This window comes from Serinicoccus sediminis, assembly GCF_004153545.1.
Lineage (GTDB): Bacteria > Actinomycetota > Actinomycetes > Actinomycetales > Dermatophilaceae > Ornithinicoccus > Ornithinicoccus sediminis_A.
On the sequence record NZ_SDVA01000005.1, the window covers coordinates 46,589 to 70,438 of the forward strand.

Below are 23,850 nucleotides of genomic sequence, written 5' to 3' on the forward strand. Positions count from 1 at the left end.
GGCGGGGGGTAGGGTTGGGCGACCCGACGGGCGCGCGCGGCGCACGTCATACCCCACCTCCGAGGAGCACCAGCGTGTCCACCCAGATCACCGTCAGTGTCGCAGGCAGCGAGCGAGCGGTCGACCGGGGCACGACTGCGGGCGACCTCTTCGCCGACGACCGGCAGGTGGTCGTCGCGCGGGTCGGGGGTGAGCTGCGCGACCTGCACCACGAGCTCGTCGACGGTGACGTCGTCGAGCCGGTGCTCGTCACCGAGCCGGACGGGCTCGACGTGCTCCGTCACTCCTGCGCGCACGTGCTGGCCCAGGCCGTCCAGCAGACCTGGCCCGACGCCCGGCTCGGGATCGGCCCACCGGTGCGCGACGGCTTCTACTACGACTTCGACGTCGCGGAGCCGTTCACCCCCGACGACATCAAGCGCCTCGAGAAGACGATGCAGCGCATCATCAACTCCGGGCAGACCTTCGCCCGGCGCGAGGTCGACGACGAGGCCGCCCGCGAGGAGCTGGCCGCCGAGCCCTACAAGCTCGAGCTCATCGGGCTCAAGGGCGGCGCCTCGGAGGACGCCGCCGAGGGTGCGAGCGTCGAGGTCGGCGGCAGCCAGCTCACCATCTACGACAACCTCGACCGCACCGGCGAGAAGGTCTGGGGCGACCTGTGCCGCGGCCCGCACCTGCCGAGCACCAAGATCATCGGCAACGCCTTCAAGCTCATGCGCAGCGCCGCGGCCTACTGGCGCGGCAGCGAGAAGAACCCGCAGCTGCAGCGCATCTACGGCACCGCCTGGCCCTCCAAGGACGAGCTCAAGGCATACCTCGACCGTCTCGCGGAGGCCGAGAAGCGCGACCACCGGCGGCTCGGGGCGGAGATGGACCTCTACTCCTTCCCCGAGGAGCTGGGCGCGGGGCTCCCGGTGTTCCACCCCAAGGGCGGCGTGCTCAAGCGGGTCATGGAGGACTACCTGCGCCAGCGGCACATCGACGAGGGCTTCGAGTACGTCGGGACCCCCCACGTCGCCAAGGAGGGGTTGTTCCACACCTCCGGCCACCTGCCGTACTACGAGGACACCATGTTCCCGCCGATGGAGGAGGACGGGCAGCGCTACTTCCTCAAGGCGATGAACTGCCCCATGCACAACCTCATCTACCGCAGCCAGCAGCGCTCCTACCGCGACCTGCCGCTGCGGCTCTTCGAGTTCGGGCACGTCTACCGCTACGAGAAGTCCGGGGTGGTCCACGGCCTGACCCGGGTGCGCGGCCTGGAGATGGACGACTCGCACTCCTACGTCACCCGCGAGCAGGCGCCGGGGGAGATCCGGCACCTGCTGACCTTCGTGCTCGGGGTGCTGCGCGACTTCGGCCTGGACGACTTCTACCTCGAGCTGTCCACCCGTGACGAGGTGGGGGAGAAGAAGGACAAGTTCATCGGCACCGACGAGCAGTGGGCCGAGGCGACGGCCGTGCTGGAGGAGGTCGCCCGCGACTCCGGGCTGGAGCTCGTGCCCGACCCGGGTGGGGCCGCCTTCTACGGCCCCAAGATCTCGGTGCAGGCCCGGGACGCCATCGGCCGGACCTGGCAGATGTCGACCGTGCAGTACGACTTCAACCAGCCGGAGCGCTTCGGGCTGGAGTACTCCGCCGCGGACGGCAGCCGGCAGCAGCCGGTGATGATCCACTCCGCCAAGCTCGGCTCGGTCGAGCGCTTCATGGGGGTGCTCATCGAGCACTACGCCGGGCAGCTGCCGCCGTGGCTGGCCCCGGTGCACGTGGTCGGCGTGCCGGTGGCCGAGGAGTTCGAGGGCTACCTCGACGAGGTCGCCGCCCGGCTGCGGCAGCACGGCATCCGGGTCGACGTCGACCGCAGCGACGACCGCTTCCCCAAGAAGATCCGCAACGCCAGCCGGTCCAAGGCGCCGTTCATCCTCATCGCCGGCGGTGAGGACCGGGACGCCGGTGCGGTGAGCTTCCGCTTCCGCGACGGCTCGCAGGAGAACTCCGTGCCCGTGGACGAGGCCGTCGAGCGGATCGCCGCCGCCGTACGCGACCGCGTGCAGGTCTGATCCGCCGAGGTCGACGCCAGCTCGGTCGACGCCGCCGGGCTCACCCCGCCTGACCTGCGCGCGAGGTCGACGGCGAGGGCCGGGGCGTCGCTAGGATCACGGCATACCCCAGGGATGAGGAGGTGCGTATGCCGACGCAGGGCGAGGTGGCCGACGCGGTCCGGGTGCGTGCCGTGAACGACGACGAGGCGCTGCTGCTCGGCGCGCTGCACAAGCAGGTGCTGCTGCGCTCGGGGACCGACCCCGACCCCGACCGTCCCCAGCACGTGCGCGCCTTCGCCAGCGCCTGGCACCCGCGGGCGGCCGACCTCCCGGCCTGGGTCGCCGAGCACGACGGCGAGCACGTCGGGATCGCCCTGGTGCGGCGCACGATGCTGCCGCACCTGCCGGGCGCCGCGCCCCGGCTGCTCGTGCTGTCAGCCCTCGGCCCACGCACCGGCGCCTCGGAGGAAGCGGTGTGCCTGGCCCTGACCCGGCAGGTCGTCACCTGGGCGCGGGAGCGTGGCGCCGACCGGGTCGAGGTGGCCGACGACGTCACCCTGCCGGGTCCCGTGCTGGATGCGGTGCGCGCGAGCGTGCGGCAGGTGCGCTCGGTGTCGCTGCCGACCCAGCCCTAGGAGAGGGGCTCGAGCACGAAGACCGGGATGAGACGGTCCGTCTTCTGCTGGTAGTCCGCGTAGCTCGGGAAGGCCACGACGGCACGCTCCCACCACTCGTCACGCTCCGTGCCGTCCTCCAGCTCGCGGGCGCGCATGAGCTGCTGGCTGGTGCCGTCCTGAACCAGCACGTCCGGGTTCTTGGCGATGTTGTGGTACCACGCCGGGTGGTCCGAGGCGCCACCCTTGCTGGCCACCGCCAGGTAGGACCCGTCGTGCTCGACCCGCATCAGCGGCACCCGGCGCAGCATGCCGCTGCGCGCCCCGCGCATGGTGATGACCATGACCGGACGGTCCTGGATCGTCGCCGCCGCGGTGTCGCCCGCCGCGTCGATGTCGCGCAGCTGCGAGGCCACCCACTCGCTCTTCTCCGGCAGGTATGCCGTGGGGTCGCCGATCGCGGCGTCGCGCAGGTCGTGCTCTGGTTGCTTCTCGTCCATGGTGGGGCAACTCACGCACGCCGCGTGCTGTTCCCGGCCCGTCATGTCGTGGGCGGCCTGGGCCGGCTGCGCGGACAGGGCGGGTCGGGTGGGCTCCTGGGGTCTCCGCTCGGTCTGCCCCACGGCCGTGGCGTCGACCCGGGCGCCTGCTCCGCAGCCCCCGGGGTCGCCCTAGACTGCCTGCCATGACGGGGCAGCCGCAGCCGGAGGACTCCACCACCTTCGCCGGGTCGCAGGACGGGTTCGAGCGGTTGTGGACGCCGCACCGGATGGCCTACGTCCGGGGTGAGCGGCCCAGCGCGGACGCCGGCGACGGGTGCCCGTTCTGCGCGGCCCCGTCGGGCGAGGGCGACGACGACCTCATCGTGCATCGCGGGGAGCACTGCTACGCGATCCTCAACCTCTTCCCCTACAACCCGGGCCACCTGCTGATCTGCCCCTACCGGCACGTGCCGCTCTACCTCGACCTCGACGACGACGAGACGGCCGAGTTCACCGCGCTGACCAAGGCGGCCATCAGGGCGATCCAGACGGCGAGCAGCCCGGCGGGCTTCAACCTGGGGATGAACCAGGGGGAGGTCGCCGGCGCCGGCGTCGCGGCCCACCTGCACCAGCACGTCGTGCCGCGCTGGATGGGCGACGCCAACTTCCTGCCGATCGTGGGCCAGACCAAGGCCCTGCCGCAGCTGCTCGCCGACGTGCGGGAGCAGCTCGCCGCCGCCTGGCCCAGCTGACCACCAGGGCTGGCCGCGCCTGAGCAGAGAAAGGTGGTCGGCGCAGATGCTGCAACCCCTGCCTGGGCTGCGGTTCTTTGCTCAGAGTGATGCCTGCCGTGGTCGGGCTGTCTGAGCAGAGAAGGGTGGCCGACGCAGGTGCTGCAGCCCATGCCTCGGAGGGCTTTCTCTGCTCAGGCTGCAACGAGGGCGGGGCGGACTGGACTCCGTGGGCCAGGCCGCGGAGCGGGCGGGCTGACGCGGACCCTGGCGGCGGCATACGTGGTCCGGGGTCGGGCGTGCGGTCCGTAGACTGGGACGGTACGGCGCGACCCGAACCGACGTCCCCGTCCCCCGAGCACGAACGAGAGGCACCACAGGCATGTCCGAGCCCACCCAGCCCACCACCGGCACCACCCGCGTCAAGCGCGGCATGGCCGACATGCTCAAGGGCGGCGTCATCATGGACGTCGTCACGCCAGAGCAGGCCAAGATCGCCGAGGACGCCGGGGCCGTGGCCGTCATGGCGCTCGAGCGGGTGCCGGCCGACATCCGGGCCCAGGGTGGCGTCTCCCGGATGAGCGACCCGGACATGATCGACGGCATCATCGAGGCCGTCTCGATCCCGGTCATGGCCAAGGCCCGCATCGGGCACTTCGTCGAGGCGCAGGTGCTGCAGAGCCTGGGCGTGGACTACGTCGACGAGTCCGAGGTGCTGACCCCGGCCGACTACGCCAACCACATCGACAAGTGGGCCTTCACCGTGCCCTTCGTCTGCGGGGCGACCAACCTGGGGGAGGCGCTGCGCCGCATCACCGAGGGCGCGGCGATGATCCGGTCCAAGGGCGAGGCGGGGACCGGTGACGTGTCGAACGCCACCACCCACATGCGCTCCATCCGGGGCGAGATCAACCGGCTCACCTCCCTCGCGGAGGACGAGCTCTACGTCGCGGCCAAGGAGCTGCAGGCGCCCTACGAGCTCGTCAAGGAGGTCGCGCGGGCCGGCAAGCTGCCCGTCGTGCTCTTCACGGCGGGCGGCATCGCCACCCCCGCCGACGCCGCGATGATGATGCAGCTCGGCGCCGAGGGCGTCTTCGTCGGCTCGGGCATCTTCAAGGCCGGCAACCCGGCCCGGCGGGCCGCCGCCATCGTCAAGGCGACCACCTTCCACGACGACCCGGACACCGTCGCCGAGGTCTCCCGCGGCCTGGGCGAGGCGATGGTCGGCATCAACGTCGACGACATCCCGCAGCCGCACCGGCTCGCCGAGCGCGGCTGGTGAACGAGGCCGACACCCTGCCGGTCGACGAGCAGCCCGCCGACGAGCAGCCCACCCGCCGGCGCCCGGTCATCGGTGTCCTGGCCGTCCAGGGCGATGTGCGCGAGCACGTGGCGGCGCTGAACGCCTGCGGCGCCGAGCCGCGGCTCGTCCGCCGTCCGCAGGAGCTCGAGGGCCTGGACGGCCTCGTGGTCCCGGGCGGGGAGTCGACCACCATCGACCGGCTGTCGCGCATCTTCGGCCTGCACGAGCCGGTGCGCCGGCTCATCGCCGAGGGGCTGCCGGTCTACGGCTCGTGCGCCGGCATGATCCAGCTCGCCGACGAGATCCTCGACGGACACGCCGAGCAGCAGACCTTCGGCGGCATCGACATGACGGTGCGGCGCAACGCCTTCGGCCGGCAGGTCGACAGCTTCGAGACCGGGCTGCAGATCCGCGGGCTGCCGCAGGACGGTCGGCCGTTCCCGGCCGTCTTCATCCGGGCGCCCTGGGTGGAGCGGCTCGGTGAGGACGTCGAGGTGCTGGCCGAGGTGGAGGGCCACCCCGTCGCGGTGCGTCAGGGACGGCTGCTGGCGACGAGCTTCCACCCCGAGGTCACCGGTGACCACCGCGTGCACGCGCTCTTCGTGGAGCTCTGCTCAGGCTGAGTCCGGCAGGACCATGAGCACGAGGTCGTCCGCGTGGTCGGGCACCCAGTCCGGCCGCAACGTGGCCACGTCGCGCCACCCCCGCCGCAGGTAGAGCCCGCGCGCGGCCGCATGCCCGGGGAAGACGTCGAGGACCGGCACCCGGCCCTGCTCGCGTGCCCAGCCGACGGCGGTCCCGAGCAGCCGGCCGCCCAGCCCCGACCCCGCCCGACCCGGACCCACGAAGAGGCTCGACACGGAGCCGAGCCGGGCGAGCGGCATACCCGTGGCGGCGACGAACGCCCGCCCGATCTCGCCGTCCTCCACCCGGTCGACGGCGACGTGACCGGCGAGCTCGCCACCCACCTCGACCACCCACGCGGCCAGGTCGCGCGGACGGGCGACGAACTGCTCGCCGGGCATCGGCAGAGGGTTGCGCATCGGGTAGCCGGTCGCCGGCTGCTGCTCGAGCAGCATCCGCGCCAGCTGCGGCACGTCGGCGTCCTGGCGGGGACGGAGCAGGACGTCGTCGGGGGAGGGAGGCACGCCCCCGAGCCTAGGCCGCGGCGCCGACGGTATGCCGTCGCGCCGGCCGCGGAGTGACGCGTCGGCGAGTGGCTGCGTCGGCCGGCACGGGGTCGCCCCGGCCCACGACGTCACCGCAGCTAGCGCCCGACGACCTCACCGGGTACCACTCGACGACCTCGCCGCAGGAGCGCCAGACGACCTCAGCGCAGGTAGCGCCCGAGGGCCTTCACGGTGGTGTCGGTGATGCCCGAGTCGCCGCCGAGCACGTACATCGACCGCGGCCGCAGGTGGGTCAGCGCCTGGTGCGCACCCCGCACCACCGTGTCGCCGCGGGTCAGCACCAGCGGCGCGTCCTGCCGACCGGCCAGGGCCGCCGCGACCAGCGCGTCCGGGAAGTCGGTGCCCACCGCGACGAACGCTGGGTCGGTGCCCTGGGGGAAGGTCGCCGCGATCTTGGCGGCCGTCCGGTAGCGGTCCGTCCCGGCCCAGCGCCGCGCCCCGCCGGAGGCGTAGGTCCCGGCCTCGCGCATGACCGTCGAGGAGATGGCTCCGTCGCCGCCCAGCACGACGACCTCGCGGGGGCGCAGCCGCTGCAGGGCGCGCTTGGTGCTGGAGTGCAGCTCGTCCCCGCGGGTGAGCAGCAGCGGCACCTGCTGGCCGTTCGCGACAGCCGCACCGGCCAGGGCGTCCGGGAAGGCCTGGCCGCTGGCCAGCAGCACGCGGTCGACGCCGGAGGGGTAGTAGTCGGAGAGCGCCGCGGCGGTGCCGTAGCGGTCGGTGCCGGCGACCCTGTCGACCCGGCCGGTGCGGGCGTAGGAGCGCAGCTGGCCGAGCACCGTGGTGTTGACCGCCTCGGTGCCGCCCAGCACGACCAGGCGGTCGGGGCGCAGCCGGGTGAGCGCGCGCCGGGTGGCGCCGGGCAGATCCTCGGCGCGGCTGAGCAGGATCGGGGCGTCGTAGACGCCCGCTCGGGCCGAGGCGGCCAGGGCGTCGGGGTAGTCCTGCCCGGACACGACGTAGACGACCTCGACCCCCGGCGACCACTGCTCGGCGGCCGCGGCGGCGGTCCCGTAGCGGTCCGTGCCGGCCACGCGCACCGGGCCGGTCGGCGACGGGGTGGGCGTGGGGGCGGAGCCGGCGAAGGTGAAGTAGTCGGAGGACAGGCCGTCGGACCAGGTCGGCCAGTAGCGGGCCAGCATCAGCCCGGTGCCGGTCGCGTGGGCGTAGGTGTACTGCCCTCCGGAGGTGAACCCCTCGACCCGGGCGGTGAGCACGCGCCCGCCCCACTCGCCCACGCCGTCGCGGGTCAGCACCTGCACCCGCTCGACGCGGTGGATGCCGTAGCGCTGCTGGAGCGCGGTCCGCGGCAGCGACGCGCTCCAGCGGTGCCGGGGGTTGGCCGCGACCGCGTCGTACGGGTCGCGCTGGGCGGTGAGGTAGTCGTGCCCGTTGCCGGAGGCGATGGTCTGCCCACCGGTCGAGGCGGAGTACATCGTCGTCGCGAGCCGGCGCCCGTTGGGGAAGCCGAAGGTCAGCACCTGTCCGGCCGTCGCGTCGACCGCGGAGGTGTTGGCGGAGTACTCGTAGGAGCTGATCGTCCCGTCGCTGCGCCGCACGCCACGGCCTCGGTATGCCTGGCACGCGGTGGTGTCGCAGATCTTGTAGTAGCTCGTGCTGGCGCTGCGCTGGGCGTAGGTGCGGGCGGCCACGGACTGCGCCTGCAGGGCCTCCGGGTGGAACGACGGGCCCATCTCGGCCGCGACCACCGAGCGCAGGTAGTGCTCCAGCGGCAGGTGGTTGACCGAGGCCAGGGACGTGCTGCCGCGGTGGGTCGCCGTCACCGCCCCGCGGTAGATGCGCCGTGACCCGTCCGGGAGCACGAGGTCGACCGTCTGCTCGGACGGGGAGCTGAAGGTCACCGGGCAGCTGCGGCTCATGCCGGAGGGCCACCAGGTCGACCAGGAGGAACCGTCATACCCCTGCAGGACGCAGGAGGAGGCCGAGCCGCTCGTCGCGCGGACCCGCCACTGCGTGCGCCCCGACGGGAGTGCGTAGGTCGTGCCGCCGGCGGTGGTGCCCACCCGCAGCCCCGCACGGTGCGCCACCTGCGTGACCCCGTCGTGGTCGATGGTGATGCCGACCGAGATGTCCGAGGCCGGCCACGTCTCCAGCCGGGTGCCGGGGTAGTAGAAGGAGATGATCCGCTCGTGGGGCAGCCCCTGGAGGCCCGCGCCGTGCGCGCCCCACTGCGACATGCCGATCCGGTGGCCGAACCCTCCGCCGGTGATGTCGAAGCTGCCGTCGGCGGGCACCGGGTAGACCTCGGACCCGGGCACCGGGGCCGGCAGCACCGGGCTGTCGGTGACCACGGTGGTCTCCCCGAGCTCGTCGGGGGTCTCGACGTCGGGAACGGCATCGGCCTGCTGGGCGTAGGGCACGGCGTCCTCGACGGCGTCGGGCTCCTGCGGGCTGGCCGTCGACGGGGCACCGGTGAGGAGGGACAGGACGAGGGCGAGGCTGAGCCCGACGAGGGACGGTCGTCGCACAGTGACTCCAAGGGAGGAAAAGGGGCGCCTGGGCAGGGACGTTGCCCCGGCGCTCATTACTATGCGGTACGAGATGTGCCTGGGGCAAGAGTGGCGGATGATCCCGTCAGTCGGTGGGGCCTGGGCGGGCGGGTCGGCGCGCGTCGGTCGACAGGTAACCTGAGGAGCTGCTGCCGCGCCGCCCGGGGCGGGCACGGCATACCGGACCGTCACGACGACAGATCGAGGAGCAACGATGAGTGGTCACTCCAAGTGGGCGACGACCAAGCACAAGAAGGCCGCGATCGACGCCAAGCGCGGCAAGCTCTTCGCCAAGCTCATCAAGAACATCGAGGTCGCCGCGCGGATGGGTGGGGGAGACCCGACCGGCAACCCGACCCTCTACGACGCCATCCAGAAGGCCAAGAAGAGCTCGGTCCCCAACGACAACATCGACCGCGCCGTCAAGCGCGGGTCGGGCGCCGAGGCGGGCGGGGCCAGCTACGAGGCCCTCGTCTACGAGGGGTACGCGCCGGGTGGCGTGGCGCTCTACATCGAGTGCCTCACCGACAACAAGAACCGTGCGGTGATGGAGGTGCGCACCGCCCTGACCCGCAACGGCGGGTCGATGGCCGACAGCGGCTCGGTCGCCTACCTCTTCGAGCGCAAGGGCCAGGTCGTCGTGCCCAAGGAGCAGGAGAGCGGGGAGACCAGCGAGGACGCGCTGCTGGAGATCGTGCTCGAGTCCGGCGCCGAGGAGGTCGAGGACGTGGGCGAGTCCTTCGAGGTCATCTCCGAGGCCGGCGACGTCGTGGCGGTGCGGACGGCGCTGCAGGACGCGGGCCTGGACTACGACTCGGCAGAGACGACCTTCGTGCCCAGCATGCAGGTGCCGCTGGACGCCGACGGCGCCAAGAAGGTCATCCGGGTCGTGGATGCCCTCGAGGACTGCGACGACGTCCAGAACGTCTACTCCAACGCCGACATCTCCGACGAGGTCCTCGCCGAGCTCGACGCGCAGGACTGACCCCTCCCTCCGGAGCGCGTGTCGCGCCCGGGGCCGGTCACGCCGGACTTGTAGCGTGGTGTCCGAACATCTGTCCACACCAGCGAACGGGAGCGGTATGCGCGTGCTCGGCGTCGACCCCGGTCTCACCCGTTGCGGGCTCGGGGTCGTCGAGGGGCTCCCGGGGCGCTCCCTGCGGCTGGTCGAGGTGGGCGTGGTCCGCACCCCGCCCGGCGACGAGCCGGCCGAACGCCTGCTGACCCTGCAGACCGAGATCGACGAGTGGCTGGCCCGCACCCGTCCGGATGCCGTGGCTGTCGAGCGGGTCTTCGCCAGCACCCGCAACAGCAGCATCATGGGCGTGGCCCAGGCGTCCGCCGTGCCGATGCTGGCCGCGGCCCGGCTCGGTCTGCCGCTCGTGCTGCACACGCCCTCGGAGGTCAAGGCCGCGGTCACCGGCAACGGCCGCGCCGACAAGGCCCAGGTGACCCACATGGTGACCCGCATCCTCACCCTCGAGCAGGCCCCCCGGCCCGCCGACGCCGCCGACGCGCTGGCGCTGGCGATCTGCCACCTGTGGCGTGGCGCGGCCCGGGTCATGGTGGGGGACGGCGCCGGTGACGTCGCCCGCAACCGCCTCCAGGACGCCGAGGAGCAGGTGTCCCGCGCGGCCCCCAACCGGCTCGCCCAGCTGCACGCCGAGCACCTCACGGCGTCCCGCTCGGCCAGTGCCCGTGCCTCGGCCCGGGCCGGCAGCCGCCCCACCACCGTCAGCAGCAGGAGGAACCCCCGGTGATCGCCTCGGTCCGCGGACCCGTCCGTCACGTCGGCCTCGACCACGTCGTCGTCGAGGTGGGCGGTGTCGGTCTGCTCGTGCACACCACGCCGGAGACCGCGTCGGGCTGCCGGACCGGCCAGGAGCTCACCCTGGAGACCACCCTCGTCGTCCGCGAAGAGTCGCTGACGCTCTACGGCTTCGCGGGGGCGGACGCCAAGGCGCTCTTCGAGCAGGTCCAGACGGTGAGCGGTGTCGGGCCGCGGCTGGCCCTGGCCATGCTGTCGGTGCACAGCCCGGGTGATGTCCGGGCCGCCCTGGCCCAGGGCGACCTCGTCGCGCTGACCAAGGTGCCGGGCATCGGCCGCAAGTCGGCCGAGCGGCTGGTGCTCGAGCTCAAGGACAAGATCCTGGCGCTGGGGGTCGAGCCCGGGCTGCCGGGCGCCGCGGGCGCGGTGCCCGGCGAGGGTGCCGGTGAGGACGCCGTGCACACGCAGGTCCGTGAGGCCCTGCAGGGGTTGGGGTGGACCACCCGCCAGGCGGACGGGGCCCTGAGCGCCGTGTCCACGGGTGACGACGCGCCCACCGACGTGGCCGCCCTGCTGCGCGCCACCCTCCGGGAGCTCGGCCGGTGAACGCCGCGGGCGCCCCGGCCGGCGACGGGTCCTACGAGGTCGACGTGCCGGAGTCGTCCGCCGACGCCGCGCGGGTCGTCGACCCCTCCGGGACCGACGAGGAGCGGCGGATCGAGGCGGCCCTGCGGCCGCGGCGGCTCGCGGAGTTCCCCGGGCAGCGGCGGGTGCGCGACCAGCTGGGGCTGGTGCTGGAGGCGGCCCGCAGGCGAGGCAGCCCGCCGGACCACGTCCTGCTCTCCGGGCCGCCCGGCCTGGGCAAGACGACGCTGGCGATGATCATCGCCGGTGAGCTGGAGCAGCCCATCCGCATCACCAGCGGCCCGGCGATCCAGCACGCCGGCGACCTGGCCGCCGTGCTGTCCTCGCTCGTGGAGGGCGAGGTGCTCTTCCTCGACGAGATCCACCGGATGTCCCGCCCGGCGGAGGAGATGCTCTACCTGGCGATGGAGGACTTCCGGGTCGACGTCATCGTCGGCAAGGGTCCGGGCGCCACCGCCATACCGCTGGAGCTGCCGCCGTTCACCGTCGTGGGCGCCACCACCCGGGCCGGGCTGCTGCCCGCCCCGCTGCGCGACCGTTTCGGCTTCACCGGGCACCTCGACTACTACGCCACCGAGGACCTCGTCGCGATCCTGCACCGCAACGCCGCGCTGCTCGAGATCGAGGCGGACGAGCCGGGCATCACGCAGATCGCCTCCCGCTCCCGGGGCACCCCCCGCATCGCCAACCGGCTGCTGCGGCGGGTCCGGGACTGGGCGCAGGTCCACGGGCGGCACGTCGTGGACGAGGCGGCCGCGCACTCGGCCCTGGCGCTCTTCGACGTGGACGAGCTGGGCCTGGACCGGCTCGACCGCGCCGTCCTCGAGGCGTTGTGCACCCGCTTCCGCGGCGGCCCCGTCGGCCTGTCCACCCTCGCGGTGGCCGTGGGGGAGGAGCCGGACACCGTGGAGACGGTGGCCGAGCCCTATCTCGTCCGCGAGGGGTTCATGATCCGCACCCCGCGGGGCCGCGCCGCCAGCCCGGCCGCGTGGCAGCACCTCGGCCTGCGGGCGCCTGACGACGCCGGGGCCGCCGTCGCCGGCGGCGCCACCGGCCGGTTCGGCCGTGACGACGGTCCGGACACGCTGCCGCTGGGCGAGTGACCGCTGTTCTGCTGCCGGGGCGCGGCTCTCCCGGTCGTTGCTCATCCGACCGCGGGCAGGGGGGAGGCGGGACACGGCATACCGGCCTCTTTGGCCGCCCCAGGGGACTCACCTAGACTGCCCCGGGTGCCTGCCGCGCGCCCCAGCGTGCGCGGCGGGACGACGGCGTCGCACCGGCGCCCACGAGACACGCTTCCGAAGGGTCACTCCATGACACTGGCGACCGGCGCCGCTGCGGGCGCGGGGGGCTCCGGCCTCACGCTGCTCATCCTGGCACTGCCGATCCTCTTCCTGCTGTTCCTCATGTTCAACCAGCGTCGGCGGGCCAGGGCCGTCACCGACGCGCAGGGACAGCTGCAGCCGGGACAGGAGGTCATGACGACCTCGGGGATGTACGGCGTCGTCCGTGCCGTCGAGGCCGACATCGTCCACCTGGAGGCGGGTGGCTCGGTCTTCCGCTTCCAGCGCCGCGCCATCCTGCCCCTGTCGATGGTCGGGGGGGACCCGTCGGCCCGCGGCGGCGCCCCGGCCGAGGGTGCCCCTGAGGACCCGGACGGCGACGAGGAGACCCGCCGATGACGACGTCCACCCCGGCCCCGCGCCGGGACGAGGACCTCCCCGGCGACGGCGAGCGCGGCGGACGCCGCCAGCGGGACGGCTCCGGGCGCGGACGCACCCCGCGTCGCCGCAACGCCCGCCTCCGCGGCCCGTTCCGCACCCTCATGAGCCTGGTCCTGGTGACCCTGCTGCTCTTCGCCAGCATCGGCGGGGCGCGGCTGTGGGCCGAGCCGGCCGCCTCGCTCACCCCCCAGCTGGGCCTGGACCTCGCCGGTGGCCGTCAGATCGTCATGGAGCCGCGGACCGAGGAGGGCGCGTCGGTCTCGGCCGAGCAGCTCGAGCAGGCCATCGACATCATCCGCCGCCGCGTCGACGGCGGCGGCGTCACCGAGGCGGAGGTGACCCGCAGCGGTCAGAACGTCTCGGTCGCCATCCCCGGCAACCCCTCCGCCGAGCAGGTGGAGGCGCTGAGCCGCTCCTCCCAGCTGCAGTTCCGACCGGTGCTGGTGGCCCAGCCGACCGGCCCCCAGACCGAGCTGCCCCCGCAGCGCACGCTCCCGCTGCCGCCGAGCCTGCTCCAGGAGCAGCTCGAGCAGGCCGAGCAGGACGCCGAGGAGGGCCAGGGCACCGAGGACAGCGTCGACGAGGGGTCCTCGGACGACGGCACGACCGACGAGGGCACCACCGACGAGAGCGAGCAGACCGAGGGCAACCGGGGCGGCACCCGGCTCGACGGCGCCGCCTACGAGGCTGCCGCCGCGGACGCCGCAGCCGACGCCGCTGCGGTGGAGGCCGCAGCCGACGTCGTCGCCGCCGGTGACGACGGGGCGGACGCGACGCAGGCCCCTGGGGTCCCCGCCGGTGACGACGCCGACAGCACGGCCCCGGCCGGGGAGGAGACCGCGCCGCCCGCGGACCCCTCCAGCCTGGAGCAGATCACCCCTGAGCTCTCCGAGGAGTTCGCCGCGCTCGACTGCTCCGCCGAGGGCGTCGCCCGCGAGATCGCCGCCGCCCCGGCCGACGAGCCCACCGTGGCCTGCTCGGCCGAGGGGGACGAGAAGTTCATCCTCGGCCCGGTGGAGCTCACCGGCAGCGCCGTCACCGACGCCAACGCCGGCCCGGAGACCGTCCAGGGCGGTGCGGTGACCGGCCGGTGGCAGGTCAACCTCACCTTCGACGGCGAGGGCGGCCAGACCTTCGCCGAGATCACCTCCCGGCTCTACGGCTACCCGCAGGGCCAGGCGCAGAACCGTTTCGCGACCGTCCTGGACGGCGAGGTCATCACCGCCCCGACGGTCAACGGCGTGATCTCCGGCGGCACGGCGACGATCTCGGGCGACTTCACCCCGGAGGAGTCGCAGGCGCTGGCCAACCAGCTCAAGTTCGGCGCGCTGCCGCTGAGCTTCGAGGTCCAGACCTCCGAGCAGATCAGCCCCACCCTGGGCGGCGAGCAGCTGCGCTGGGGCGTGGTCGCGGGCATCATCGGGCTGCTGCTGGTCTTCGCCTACATGCTGGTCCAGTACCACGCGCTCGGCCTCGTGGCGATCGGCTCGCTGCTCATCGCGGCGCTGCTCGCCTACGGCTCGGTCACCCTCCTCGGGTGGGCCAACAACTTCCGGCTGACGATGGCCGGGGTCACCGGCCTCATCGTCGCGATCGGCATCACGGCGGACAGCTTCATCGTCTACTTCGAGCGCATCCGCGACGAGGTGCGGGCCGGCCGCCCGCTGCGGTATGCCGTCGACACCGGGTGGGAGCGCGCGCGCCGGACGCTCATCATCTCCGACGTCGTGAACCTGCTGGCCGCGGCGGTGCTCTACCTGCTGTCCGAGTCCGGCGTCCGGGCGTTCGCCTTCGCGCTGGGGCTCACCACGATCATCGACCTGGTCGTCGTCTTCATGTTCACCCACCCGCTCGTCAGCATCCTGGCCAACACCCGCTTCTTCGGCGAGGGCCGCAAGTGGTCGGGCATGGAGCCCGAGCGGCTCGGCGCGAAGCGCTCGGCCTACCTCGGCCGCGGCCGGATGCGCGAGCCCGACGTCATCGCCCCCGGGCGGCGACGGCATACCCGCGAAGAGCTGGAAGGCGGTGTGGTCTGATGTCGCGCTTCTCCCGCCTCGGCAACGACCTGTACTCAGGGACCCGGTCCTTCGACATCGTCGGGCGACGCAAGGTCTGGTACCTCCTGTCGGCCGTCCTCATCGCCGTCTCCCTCGTCGGGCTGTTCGGCCGCGGGCTGAACTTCGGCATCGAGTTCAGCGGCGGGTCCGAGCTGCGGGTCAGCGGTGTCAGCAGCCAGCAGATGGAGGGCTACGAGCAGACCGCCGAGGAGGCGCTCGAGGAGGTCGACCCCGGCGGCACGACCACCATCACCCGCATCGGCGACGACACCGTGCGGGTGCAGACCGGCGAGCTGGGCAACACCGAGGCCGAGAGCGCCCGCACCGACCTCGCCGAGGCGTTCGGCGTCGAGACGGCCGCGGTGACGAGCTCCTTCGTCGGGCCGTCCTGGGGTGAGACGGTGACCCAGCAGGCCATCATCGCGCTGGCGGTCTTCCTCGCCCTCGTCACCCTGGTCCTGACGTTCTACTTCCACACGTGGAAGATGGCGGTCGCCGCCCTCGTCGCGCTGGTGCACGACGTCCTCTTCACCGTGGGCATCTACGCGCTGCTGGGCATCGAGGTGTCGCCCGCCTCGGTCATCGGCTTCCTCACCATCCTCGGCTACTCGATCTACGACACCATCGTCGTCTTCGACAAGGTCCGGGAGAACACCGACCACGCCTTCGACACCAAGCGGCAGACGTATGGCGAGGCCGCCAACCAGGCGGTCAACCAGACCCTCGTCCGGTCGATCAACACCTCGGTCGTCGCGCTGCTGCCGGTGGCCGTCATCCTCGTCATGGGGGTCACCCTCATCGGTCCGGGGACGTTGGTGGACCTGTCGTGGGCGCTGTTCATCGGCATCGCGGTCGGCACCTTCTCCTCGATCTTCATCGCCACGCCGCTGCTGGTGCAGCTGCGGCAGGGTGAGCTGATGGTGCGCCGGCACGACGCGCAGGTGACCCGCCGGCGGGAACGTCGGGACGAGCGCTCGACCCCGCACGCCGACGACGAGCTGCTGGACACGACCGACGAGGAGTCGGACGACGCCGAGCTCGTCGGGGCCGGCACCGGGTCGCAGGGGGGCGCGTCGCGCGCCCCCGGGACGACGCGGGGCGACCAGGCGCCGGGGCGTCAGCTGCACCCGTACGCCCAGCGCGGGCCGCGCAACCAGCCGAAGCGCAAGCGCCGTGGGCGCTGAAGCGGGGGCGGTGACGGGGTCCGTGCCCGACGCCCGGCTGGCCGCGGACGTGCTCGCCGGGATGCGTGACATCCCCGACTTCCCCGAGGAGGGCGTGGTCTTCAAGGACTTCACACCCGTGCTCCTCGACCGTGGGCTGCGGGACCGGATCGTCACCGACACGGTGCAGCGGCGGCAGGGCCAGGTGGACGTGGTCGCGGGCATCGAGGCCCGGGGGTTCATCCTCGGCTCGATGGTGGCGCACGCGCTCGGCGTCGGCTTCGTGCCCGTGCGCAAGGCCGGCAAGCTGCCGGCGGCCGTGCACCGCCAGTCCTACACGCTGGAGTACGGCACGGCCACCCTGGAGATCCACCAGGACGCCGTCTCCCACCACGAGCGGGTCCTGGTCGTCGACGACGTGCTCGCCACCGGAGGCACGCTGGCCGCGACCTGCGAGCTCATCGAGCGCTGCGGTGCCAGCGTGGCCGCCATCGAGCTGGTCCTGGAGATCGAGGCGCTGGCGGGTCGGGCCCGGCTCGGCGGCTACGACCTGCACTGCCTCACCAGCGTCTGAACGGGCCCACCGCAGCGGTCACCGGGATGCCGACCCGCCGCGGCCACCGCCTATGATCTGTGCATGAGCGAGCCCGCAGCGACCACCCCACCCGCCAGGGTGGGCGGTGGCCTGCGGCCCCGGTGGGCCCGGCTCGGCGGGGCCCGGACGACCGCGAACCCCGCGCTTGAGCCGCTGCTGCGCTCGGTGCGGGCCACCCATCCCAAGGCCGACCTCGGGCTCATCGAGCGGGCCTACGCCGTCGCCGACGAGATGCACAAGGGCCAGCTGCGCAAGAGCGGTGACGCCTACATCACCCACCCCCTCGCGGTGGCGACGATCCTGGCCGAGCTCGGCATGACGCCCTCGACCATCGCGGCGGCGCTGCTGCACGACACGGTCGAGGACACGCCATACTCGCTGGAGCAGCTGCGCCGCGACTTCGGTGACGAGATCGCGATGATGGTCGACGGGGTCACCAAGCTCGACAAGATGACCTACGGCGACGCCGCCCAGGCGGAGACCGTCCGCAAGATGGTGGTCGCGATGGCGCGCGACATCCGGGTGCTCGTCATCAAGCTCGCCGACCGGCTGCACAACGCGCGGACGTGGCGCTACGTCTCGCCCGAGAGCGCGGCGCGCAAGGCCTCGGAGACGCTGGAGATCTACGCCCCGCTCGCGCACCGGCTGGGGATGAACACCATCAAGTGGGAGCTGGAGGACCTCTCCTTCGCCCAGCTCTACCCCAAGGTCTACGACGAGATCGTGCGCATGGTCGCCGACCGCGCGCCGGCCCGGGAGGAGATGCTCTCCCGGATCCGCGGCGAGATCGCCGACGAGCTGCGGACCGCCAAGATCCGGGCCACCGTCACCGGTCGCCCCAAGCACTACTACTCGGTCTACCAGAAGATGATCGTGCGGGGGCACGACTTCGAGAAGATCTACGACCTGGTCGGGGTGCGCGTCCTCGTCGACTCGATCCAGGACTGCTACGCGGTGCTCGGCGCCCTGCACAACCGGTGGAACCCGGTGGCCGGGCGGTTCAAGGACTACATCGCGATGCCGAAGTTCAACATGTACCAGTCGCTGCACACCACGGTCATCGGGCCGGGCGGCAAGCCGGTGGAGATCCAGATCCGCACCTTCCAGATGCACCGGCGCGCGGAGTACGGCGTCGCGGCGCACTGGAAGTACAAGGAGCAGGGGCCGGACGGGTCCCGCGCCGTGGCCGGGGCCGACGGGGGACCGGGCGCGCTGGAGGGGATGCAGTGGCTGCGCCAGCTCATCGACTGGCAGCAGGAGACCTCCGACCCGGGGGAGTTCCTCGACTCGCTGCGCTTCGAGATGGGCGCCGCCGAGGTCTACGTCTTCACCCCCGACGGCGACGTCATCGCGCTGCCGGCCGGGGCGACGCCCGTCGACTTCGCGTATGCCGTGCACACCGAGGTCGGGCACCGCTGCGTCGGGGGGCGGGTCAACGGCAAGCTGGTGTCGCTGGACTCCGAGCTCAGCAACGGCGACGTGTGCGAGATCATCACGAGCAAGGCGCAGGACGCCGGGCCCAGCCGGGACTGGCTGAGCTTCGTCAAGAGCGCACGGGCCCGCAACAAGATCCGGCAGTGGTTCACCCGTGAGCGGCGCGAGGAGATGGTCGAGTCCGGCAAGGACGAGATCGCCAAGGTGCTGCGCAAGCAGAACGCCCCGCTGCAGCGGCTCATGAGCCACGACACGCTCACCGCGGTGGCGCAGGGGCTCAACTACAAGGACATCGACGGCCTCTTCGCCGCCGTCGGCGAGGGGCACGTCTCGGCCCAGCACGTCGTCAAGCAGCTCACCGCCACCCTCGGCGGCGAGGACGGCACCGAGGAGGACCTGGCCGAGGCGGTGCGGCCGCGACGCGGCCGGGTCGCCCAGTCCGACCCGGGGGTCACCGTCGTGGGCGCGGACGACATCTGGGTCAAGATCGCCAAGTGCTGCACCCCGGTGCCCGGCGACCCCATCCTCGGCTTCGTCACCCACGGCAAGGGCGTGTCCGTGCACCGCACCGACTGCACCAACGCCAAGGAGCTGCAGGACAAGTCCGCCGAGCGCATCATCCGGGTGGCATGGGCGCCGACCGCCAGCAGCCTCTTCCTCGTCAACATGCAGGTCGAGGCGCTGGACCGGGCGGCGCTGCTGTCGGACATCACCCGGGTGCTCTCCGAGCAGCACGTCAACATCCTGTCCGCCTCGGTGCAGACGAGCCGCGACCGGGTGGCGCTGTCGAAGTTCACCTTCGAGATGGCCGACCCGTCACACCTGGAGTCCGTGCTGCGGGCGGTGCGCCGCATCCCGGCGGTGCTCGACGCCTACCGGGTCACCGGCACCGCCAGCACCGACCCGCACCGCCGCGCCCACGCCTGAGCCCCCGGCGACGTTCTGGACATACGTTTCTGGGGGACGGGCCCCACCTTCCTATGTCCAGAACGCGGCGAGCTGCCGCGTGCGCTCAGGCGGGCGAGAGGAAGGCGGCCAGCGCGGCGGCATACCCCGCCTGGTCGAGGGTGCCGCAGATCTCGCGCGTGGAGTGCATCGACAGCACCGGGGCGCCGAAGTCCACGGTCGTCGCGCCGGTGAGCGCCGAGGTCATCGGGCCGACGGTGGACCCGCAGGGCAGGTCTGAGCGGGTGACGAAGGTCTGCATCGGCACCCCCGCCTGCTCGCAGGCCAGCGCGAAGGCGGCCGCGCCGAGGGAGTCGGTGGCGTAGCGCAGGTTGGTGTTGACCTTGAGCACCGGCCCGCCGTTCATGTGGATCGGGTGCTCGGGCTCGTGCCGCTCGGGGTAGTTGGGATGGGTGGCGTGAGCCATGTCGCCGGAGGCGACGACCGTCCCGGCCAGCGCCCGCCAGTAGTCCTCCCTGGTCCCGCCGGCGGCCAGGACGATCCGCTCCAGCCACGCGGGCAGCAGGGTCGACTGGGCGCCGCGCTCGGAGGTGCTGCCGACCTCCTCGTGGTCGAAGAGCACGATGACCGGCACCGTGGGCACAGCCGCATCGACGGGCTCGGCGACGGCCTGCAGCAGGGCCCGGACCGCGGCGTACGACGTCGCGAGGTTGTCGAGACGGGCGGAGGCGACGAGCTCGCCGTCACCGCCGATGCGTCGCGCGGGCGTGAGGTCGTGGGTCATGGCGTCGAAGCCGAGCAGGTCCTCGCGCGCGACACCGACCCGGTCCGCGAGCCAGTCGCCGAAGCCACCGGTGCTCCCGCTCCCGGGGCTCCAGTGCGGCGCCAGGTGCTGCTGGTCGTTGAGGTTGAGCCCCTCGGTGCGGACCGTGCGGTCGAGGTGGATCGCCAGCTGGGACACCCGCAGCAGCGGGTCGTCGCGCCGCCACAGGTGCTGGGTGACGCCACCGGGGGCGTCGGTGTCGCGCACCGCGACGCGGCCGGAGAGGCCCAGGTCGCGGTCGAGCCACGAGTTGGTCAACGCGCCGCCGTAGACCTCGACCCCCAGCATCCGCCAGCCGGCCCGGGTCCAGTCCGGGTGCGGCTTGACCCGCAGGTTGGGGGAGTCGGTGTGCGCGCCGACGACCCGGTATGCCGTGTGCGCCGGGCGGTCTGCCGGCAGGTGGGCGGTGGACCAGGCCAGCAGCGAGCCACCCCGGCGCACCACGTAGTGCCCCGGTGCGGCGGGGGTCGCCGCGGTCTCCGCGACCTCGGTGAACCCGGCCTCGACGAGCAGGTCGGCGGCGGAGCGCACGGCGTGGAACGGCGAGGGGGAGGCGTCCAGGTAGGTGCACAGGCCGTCGGCGACCTCGCCGACCTCGGTCGCGAGGCGGGTGAGGCTGCTCACCGGCTCAGGCCCCCACGGGCCGAGTCCAGCCAGAGCTGCTTGGTGGCCAGCTCGGACTCCAGGGCCGCGGCCTTGCGGTCGTCGCCGGCGGCGCGCGCCGCCTCCAGGTCGGCCCCGAGACCCTGCACGGCGCGCTCGAGCTGGTCGACCATGGACCGGGCCCGCGCGTCCAGCTCGGGGTCGGTCCGCCGCCACTGGGAGTCCTCGATGTCGCGGACCTTCTGCTCGACGGCCCGCAGGCGGTTCTCCACCCGCTTGATGTCGGCCCGCGGGACCTTGCCGGCCGCGTCCCAGCGGTCCTGCACCCGGCGCAGCTCGGCCTTGGCCTGGTCGAGGTGGGCCTCGTCGACGGTGATGGCCTCGGCCTCGCCGAGCAGCGCCTCCTTGACCTTGAGGTTCTCGGTGAACTCCGCCTCCTCGGCCGCCACCACCTCGTCCTTGGCGTCGAAGAAGGAGTCCTGGGCGGCCTTGAACCGGGCCCACAGCGCGTCGTCGTCGGCCCGGGACGCGCGGCCGGCGCGCTTCCAGTCCTGCATGAGGCGCTTGAAGGCCCCGGCGGTCTGGCCCCAGTCCTTGCTCGTCGACAGCGCCTCGGCCTCGCGGACCAGGCGCTCCTTGGTGGCCTTCGCGTGCCCGTGCTCCTCGTCGAGCTGGGCGAACCAGGCCTTGCGCATCTTGTCGAAGGCGGACCGCGCGTGGCTGAACCGCTGCCACATCGCGTTCTCCGCCTCCTTGTCCAGGCGCGGCCCGGAGCGCTGGTGCGCCTTCCACTCGTCCAGCAGCTCGCGGATGCGGGCGCTGCTCTGCTTCCACTGCATCCGGCCCGGTTCGGTGGCGGCGATCTGCTCCGCCTCGGCCACGAGCTTCTCGCGCTCCTGGGCGGCCTGCGCCTTGGCCTTGACCCGCTCCTCCTGCTCGGTGCGCGACCGGGTCTTGACCTCCGCCTCGAGCTCCTTGGTGATCGCCTCGAGCGCGGCCAGGTCGCCGACGACGTGGGCCTCGCCGATCTGCTCCTTGAGGTGGGCCAGGGACTGCCGGGCGTCGTGCGCGGACATCTCGGTCCCGGCCAGGCGTGCCTTGAGCAGGTCGGCGGAGGCCAGCATCTCGTCGTACTTGCGGGCGAAGTAGGCCAGCGCCTCCTGCGGTGAGGCGCCGGGGTAGGACCCGACCTCGCGCTCGGTGCCGTCGGCCAGGGTCACGAAGACGGTGCCGTCGTCGGCCACCCGCCCGTGCTTCATCGACTCGCTGGGGTCCGGGTGCGGCTCGGGGCTGGGGGCGGCGACGGCCGACGGCCGCGGCGCCGCCGGCTTGCGGGCGGCGAACATCGCGGGGGAGGGGGCCGACGGCTTCGGGGGAACCGGGGTCTGTGACTCGGCGGGTGCCTCGGGCTCGGCCGGTGCCTCCGGCGCAGCCGGCTCCTCTTCCTGCGCGGGAGCCTCTGCCGCGGGCTCGGTGGGAGTTTCGGCCTCGGACGGTGCGTCTGCCTCGCTCTCGGCCGGGCTGTGCGCCTCGGCCACGGTCTCCGCGTCCGCGGTCGCCTGCGGCTGCCCCTGGTCCGGTGCGCCGGTGGGCTCCACGTCCTGGGTCGCGGCCACCTGGGGCTCGGCCCCCTGGTCGTCAGGCTCGGTCGGGGAGGGCGTCTGCTCGGACACGGTGGTGGCCTCTCGGATAGGGACCGCGAGCGCGACCATCGGGGTCGCCTCGACATGACGTTGACCCCTCGACCCTACCCAACGCGGGCGCCCGCGGCCGGGGCGAGGTCGGGGCGTGGCGGTGCGTAGGGTCGGTCGCATGTTCGTCCGCAGCGTCGTCGCTGACGCCTTCGCCACCAACTGCTACGTCATCGCCCCCGCCCCCGGGGAGGAGTGCGTCGTCGTCGACCCCGGGATCGGCGTCGAGGGGCGGGTGCAGGAGATCCTCGCCGAGCACCGGCTCCGCCCGGCCGCCGTCCTGCTCACCCACGGTCATCTCGACCACGTGTATGCCGTGACCCCGGTCTGCGCGGGCACCACCGCGGTCGGCCCCTACATCCACACCGACGACCGCTACCGGCTGCGCGACCCGCTCTCGTCCCTGAGCCCCGAGCTGGTGCTGGCCATGGAGCAGCAGTTCGGCCGCCGGGCGACCTGGACCGAGCCGGAGGAGGTCGTCGAGCTGGCCGACGCGCAGGACCTGGAGATCGCGGGCCTGCGGATCGGTGTGGCCCATGCACCGGGCCACACCGAGGGATCGGTGCTGTTCACCACCACGGGGGTGCCGGACGGCATACCGGCGGAGGAGCTGGACCGCACGGTGATCTCCGGGGACGTGCTCTTCGCCGGCTCCATCGGCCGCACCGACCTGCCGGGGGGCGACGGTGCGGCGATGCAGCGCAGCCTGCGCGACGTCGTCCTCCCCCTGGCCGACTCCTCGCTCGTGCTCCCCGGGCACGGCCCGGCGACGACCATGGCGCGCGAGCGCGCGACCAACCCCTACCTCACGGCCCTGTCACCGGACGGCCGCTGACCCCTACGCGTCGGCGCTGCCGGACCCCCCGGCGGCGGGGCCGGCGCCGTGCAGCTCGCGGTGCAGCCGCTGCATCCGGGCGTCCAGCTCCGCGGCGCTCGTCGCGGCGTCCTTGAGCTCGCCGAGCAGCCCTTCGGGCACGTTGCCGTCGTACTTGTAGTGGATCTTGTGCTCGGTGCTGGCCCAGAAGTCCATGGCGATGGTGCGCAGCTGGACCTCGACGGGCACGTCCACCCGCCCGGTGGAGAGGAAGACCGGGATCTCGACGATCGCGTGCAGGCTGGCGTAGCCGTTGGCCTTCGGCTCGGCGATGTAGTCCGACACCCGCCGGATGGTCAGGTCGTCCTGCTGGGTGAGCAGGTCGAAGATGCGGTAGGCGTCGGTGACGAAGCTGCACGACACCCGGATGCCCGCGATGTCGGTGATCTCCCGGCGGATGGTGTCGAGGTCGAGGGCCAGGCCGCGGCGCAGCACCTTCTCGCGCAGGCTGTCCGGCGACTTCACCCGGCTGGAGACGTGCTCGATGGGGTTGTAGTCGTGCATGTGCGCGAACTCGTCGCGCAGGATCTCGATCTTGGTCTCGACCTCGCGCAGCCCGAACTCGTACTCCAGCAGGAAGCGCTGCAGCTGCCCGCCCACCTCGCGCAGCTGGGCGGGCGTGATGCTGCCCTCCGCGGCGAGGGCGAGGGAGGGCGGCTCGGCAGCGGCAGCGGTGCTCATGCCCCCCACTATGCCTC

Annotated in this window: 21 protein-coding genes; 15 read left to right on the plus strand and 6 right to left on the minus strand. The window is 72.9% G+C overall.

Annotated features, from left to right (window positions below; all coding sequences use genetic code 11):
- The first annotated feature begins 74 nt into the window (after window positions 1-74).
- Together thrS and EUS26_RS06115 are read left to right on the plus strand one after the other, a co-directional pair.
- Complete coding sequence (gene thrS / locus EUS26_RS06110; RefSeq protein ID WP_130012301.1) at window positions 75-2,060, plus strand: threonine--tRNA ligase; 1,986 nt, start codon at window positions 75-77, stop codon at window positions 2,058-2,060.
- Window positions 2,061-2,188: 128 nt separating this feature from the next.
- On the plus strand, window positions 2,189-2,677 hold the full coding sequence (locus tag EUS26_RS06115) for a hypothetical protein (protein WP_130012302.1): 489 nt from the start codon (window positions 2,189-2,191) through the stop codon (window positions 2,675-2,677).
- Here the strand turns inward: EUS26_RS06115 and EUS26_RS06120 are convergent.
- On the minus strand, window positions 2,674-3,171 hold the full coding sequence (locus EUS26_RS06120) for a nitroreductase family deazaflavin-dependent oxidoreductase (protein ID WP_238148831.1): 498 nt from the start codon (window positions 3,169-3,171) through the stop codon (window positions 2,674-2,676). The two genes, EUS26_RS06115 and EUS26_RS06120, sit on opposite strands and share 4 nt — an antisense overlap.
- Before the next feature lie 170 nt (window positions 3,172-3,341).
- Between EUS26_RS06120 and EUS26_RS06125 the strand changes: the two genes are divergently transcribed.
- From EUS26_RS06125 to pdxT, 3 genes are all read left to right on the plus strand, one after another.
- Window positions 3,342-3,890, plus strand: a complete 549-nt coding sequence (locus EUS26_RS06125; protein ID WP_130012303.1) for an HIT family protein — start codon at window positions 3,342-3,344, stop codon at window positions 3,888-3,890.
- Window positions 3,891-4,251: 361 nt separating this feature from the next.
- Window positions 4,252-5,151, plus strand: coding sequence for a pyridoxal 5'-phosphate synthase lyase subunit PdxS (gene pdxS / locus EUS26_RS06130; RefSeq protein WP_130012304.1), 900 nt, complete (start codon window positions 4,252-4,254; stop codon window positions 5,149-5,151).
- Between the two features lie 14 nt (window positions 5,152-5,165).
- Window positions 5,166-5,795, plus strand: a complete 630-nt coding sequence (gene pdxT, locus EUS26_RS06135) for a pyridoxal 5'-phosphate synthase glutaminase subunit PdxT (protein WP_272947952.1) — start codon at window positions 5,166-5,168, stop codon at window positions 5,793-5,795.
- Here pdxT and EUS26_RS06140 read toward each other — a convergent pair.
- Window positions 5,787-6,320: a GNAT family N-acetyltransferase gene (locus EUS26_RS06140; protein ID WP_130012305.1), complete on the minus strand. Its 534-nt coding sequence runs from the start codon at window positions 6,318-6,320 to the stop codon at window positions 5,787-5,789. The two genes, pdxT and EUS26_RS06140, sit on opposite strands and share 9 nt — an antisense overlap.
- Before the next feature lie 182 nt (window positions 6,321-6,502).
- Entirely contained in the window at window positions 6,503-8,848 is a 2,346-nt protein-coding gene (locus EUS26_RS06145) for a cell wall-binding repeat-containing protein (protein WP_130012306.1), read from the minus strand.
- A 235-nt stretch (window positions 8,849-9,083) separates the two neighbouring features.
- On the opposite strand from EUS26_RS06145, the gene EUS26_RS06150 reads away from it, so the two are divergent.
- The 9 genes from EUS26_RS06150 to EUS26_RS06190 all read left to right on the plus strand — a co-directional run bounded on the left by EUS26_RS06150 (window position 9,084) and on the right by EUS26_RS06190 (window position 19,182).
- Window positions 9,084-9,854, plus strand: coding sequence for a YebC/PmpR family DNA-binding transcriptional regulator (locus tag EUS26_RS06150; RefSeq protein ID WP_130012307.1), 771 nt, complete (start codon window positions 9,084-9,086; stop codon window positions 9,852-9,854).
- A 97-nt stretch (window positions 9,855-9,951) separates the two neighbouring features.
- Window positions 9,952-10,629, plus strand: coding sequence for a crossover junction endodeoxyribonuclease RuvC (ruvC, locus tag EUS26_RS06155; protein WP_130012308.1), 678 nt, complete (start codon window positions 9,952-9,954; stop codon window positions 10,627-10,629).
- Window positions 10,626-11,243 carry a Holliday junction branch migration protein RuvA gene (gene ruvA / locus EUS26_RS06160; RefSeq protein WP_130012309.1) on the plus strand — a complete coding sequence of 206 codons (618 nt, stop codon included), beginning with the start codon at window positions 10,626-10,628 and terminating at the stop codon, window positions 11,241-11,243. The genes ruvC and ruvA overlap by 4 nt, the downstream gene beginning before the upstream one ends.
- Window positions 11,240-12,385 (plus strand): Holliday junction branch migration DNA helicase RuvB, encoded by a 1,146-nt coding sequence (gene ruvB / locus EUS26_RS06165; protein ID WP_130012310.1) that lies wholly within the window; start codon window positions 11,240-11,242, stop codon window positions 12,383-12,385. Before ruvA ends, ruvB begins: the two co-directional genes overlap by 4 nt.
- A 210-nt stretch (window positions 12,386-12,595) precedes the next feature.
- A complete protein-coding gene (locus tag EUS26_RS06170) occupies window positions 12,596-12,964 on the plus strand; it encodes a preprotein translocase subunit YajC (RefSeq protein WP_130012311.1) in 369 nt (122 codons plus the stop codon).
- On the plus strand, window positions 12,961-15,042 hold the full coding sequence (gene secD, locus EUS26_RS06175) for a protein translocase subunit SecD (protein WP_202865069.1): 2,082 nt from the start codon (window positions 12,961-12,963) through the stop codon (window positions 15,040-15,042). Before EUS26_RS06170 ends, secD begins: the two co-directional genes overlap by 4 nt.
- On the plus strand, window positions 15,042-16,247 hold the full coding sequence (secF, locus tag EUS26_RS06180) for a protein translocase subunit SecF (RefSeq protein ID WP_130012312.1): 1,206 nt from the start codon (window positions 15,042-15,044) through the stop codon (window positions 16,245-16,247). The genes secD and secF overlap by 1 nt, the downstream gene beginning before the upstream one ends.
- Before the next feature lie 10 nt (window positions 16,248-16,257).
- On the plus strand, window positions 16,258-16,800 hold the full coding sequence (locus tag EUS26_RS06185) for an adenine phosphoribosyltransferase (RefSeq protein ID WP_272947951.1): 543 nt from the start codon (window positions 16,258-16,260) through the stop codon (window positions 16,798-16,800).
- Between the two features lie 63 nt (window positions 16,801-16,863).
- Window positions 16,864-19,182 (plus strand): RelA/SpoT family protein, encoded by a 2,319-nt coding sequence (locus EUS26_RS06190; RefSeq protein WP_130012313.1) that lies wholly within the window; start codon window positions 16,864-16,866, stop codon window positions 19,180-19,182.
- An 85-nt stretch (window positions 19,183-19,267) separates the two neighbouring features.
- On the opposite strand, the gene EUS26_RS06195 is transcribed toward EUS26_RS06190, so the two are convergent.
- Complete coding sequence (locus EUS26_RS06195; RefSeq protein WP_130012314.1) at window positions 19,268-20,608, minus strand: M18 family aminopeptidase; 1,341 nt, start codon at window positions 20,606-20,608, stop codon at window positions 19,268-19,270.
- A complete protein-coding gene (locus tag EUS26_RS06200) occupies window positions 20,605-22,260 on the minus strand; it encodes a DUF349 domain-containing protein (protein WP_238148832.1) in 1,656 nt (551 codons plus the stop codon). The genes EUS26_RS06195 and EUS26_RS06200 overlap by 4 nt, the downstream gene beginning before the upstream one ends.
- 139 nt (window positions 22,261-22,399) lie before the next feature.
- Here EUS26_RS06200 and EUS26_RS06210 point away from each other — a divergent pair, with 139 nt between their 5' ends.
- The gene (locus EUS26_RS06210; RefSeq protein ID WP_130012316.1) at window positions 22,400-23,113 is read left to right on the plus strand and encodes an MBL fold metallo-hydrolase; all 714 of its coding nucleotides are present in this window, start codon (window positions 22,400-22,402) and stop codon (window positions 23,111-23,113) included.
- Window positions 23,114-23,116: 3 nt separating this feature from the next.
- Here EUS26_RS06210 and EUS26_RS06215 read toward each other — a convergent pair whose 3' ends face one another.
- Entirely contained in the window at window positions 23,117-23,833 is a 717-nt protein-coding gene (locus tag EUS26_RS06215; RefSeq protein WP_130012317.1) for a GTP pyrophosphokinase, read from the minus strand.
- Window positions 23,834-23,850 lie beyond the last annotated feature (17 nt).

What these genes read in the sequence shown, in the direction of transcription:
- ruvC (WP_130012308.1), top strand. Translation starts at nt 9,952, where the DNA reads ATGCGCGTGCTCGGCGTCGACCCCGGTCTCACCCGTTGCGGGCTCGGG.
- EUS26_RS06210 (WP_130012316.1), top strand. Translation starts at nt 22,400, where the DNA reads ATGTTCGTCCGCAGCGTCGTCGCTGACGCCTTCGCCACCAACTGCTAC.
- secD (WP_202865069.1), top strand. Translation starts at nt 12,961, where the DNA reads ATGACGACGTCCACCCCGGCCCCGCGCCGGGACGAGGACCTCCCCGGC.
- EUS26_RS06115 (WP_130012302.1), top strand. Translation starts at nt 2,189, where the DNA reads ATGCCGACGCAGGGCGAGGTGGCCGACGCGGTCCGGGTGCGTGCCGTG.
- EUS26_RS06215 (WP_130012317.1), bottom strand. Translation starts at nt 23,833, where the DNA reads ATGAGCACCGCTGCCGCTGCCGAGCCGCCCTCCCTCGCCCTCGCCGCG.
- pdxS (WP_130012304.1), top strand. Translation starts at nt 4,252, where the DNA reads ATGTCCGAGCCCACCCAGCCCACCACCGGCACCACCCGCGTCAAGCGC.
- EUS26_RS06170 (WP_130012311.1), top strand. Translation starts at nt 12,596, where the DNA reads ATGACACTGGCGACCGGCGCCGCTGCGGGCGCGGGGGGCTCCGGCCTC.
- EUS26_RS06150 (WP_130012307.1), top strand. Translation starts at nt 9,084, where the DNA reads ATGAGTGGTCACTCCAAGTGGGCGACGACCAAGCACAAGAAGGCCGCG.
- secF (WP_130012312.1), top strand. Translation starts at nt 15,042, where the DNA reads ATGTCGCGCTTCTCCCGCCTCGGCAACGACCTGTACTCAGGGACCCGG.
- EUS26_RS06190 (WP_130012313.1), top strand. Translation starts at nt 16,864, where the DNA reads ATGAGCGAGCCCGCAGCGACCACCCCACCCGCCAGGGTGGGCGGTGGC.
- EUS26_RS06125 (WP_130012303.1), top strand. Translation starts at nt 3,342, where the DNA reads ATGACGGGGCAGCCGCAGCCGGAGGACTCCACCACCTTCGCCGGGTCG.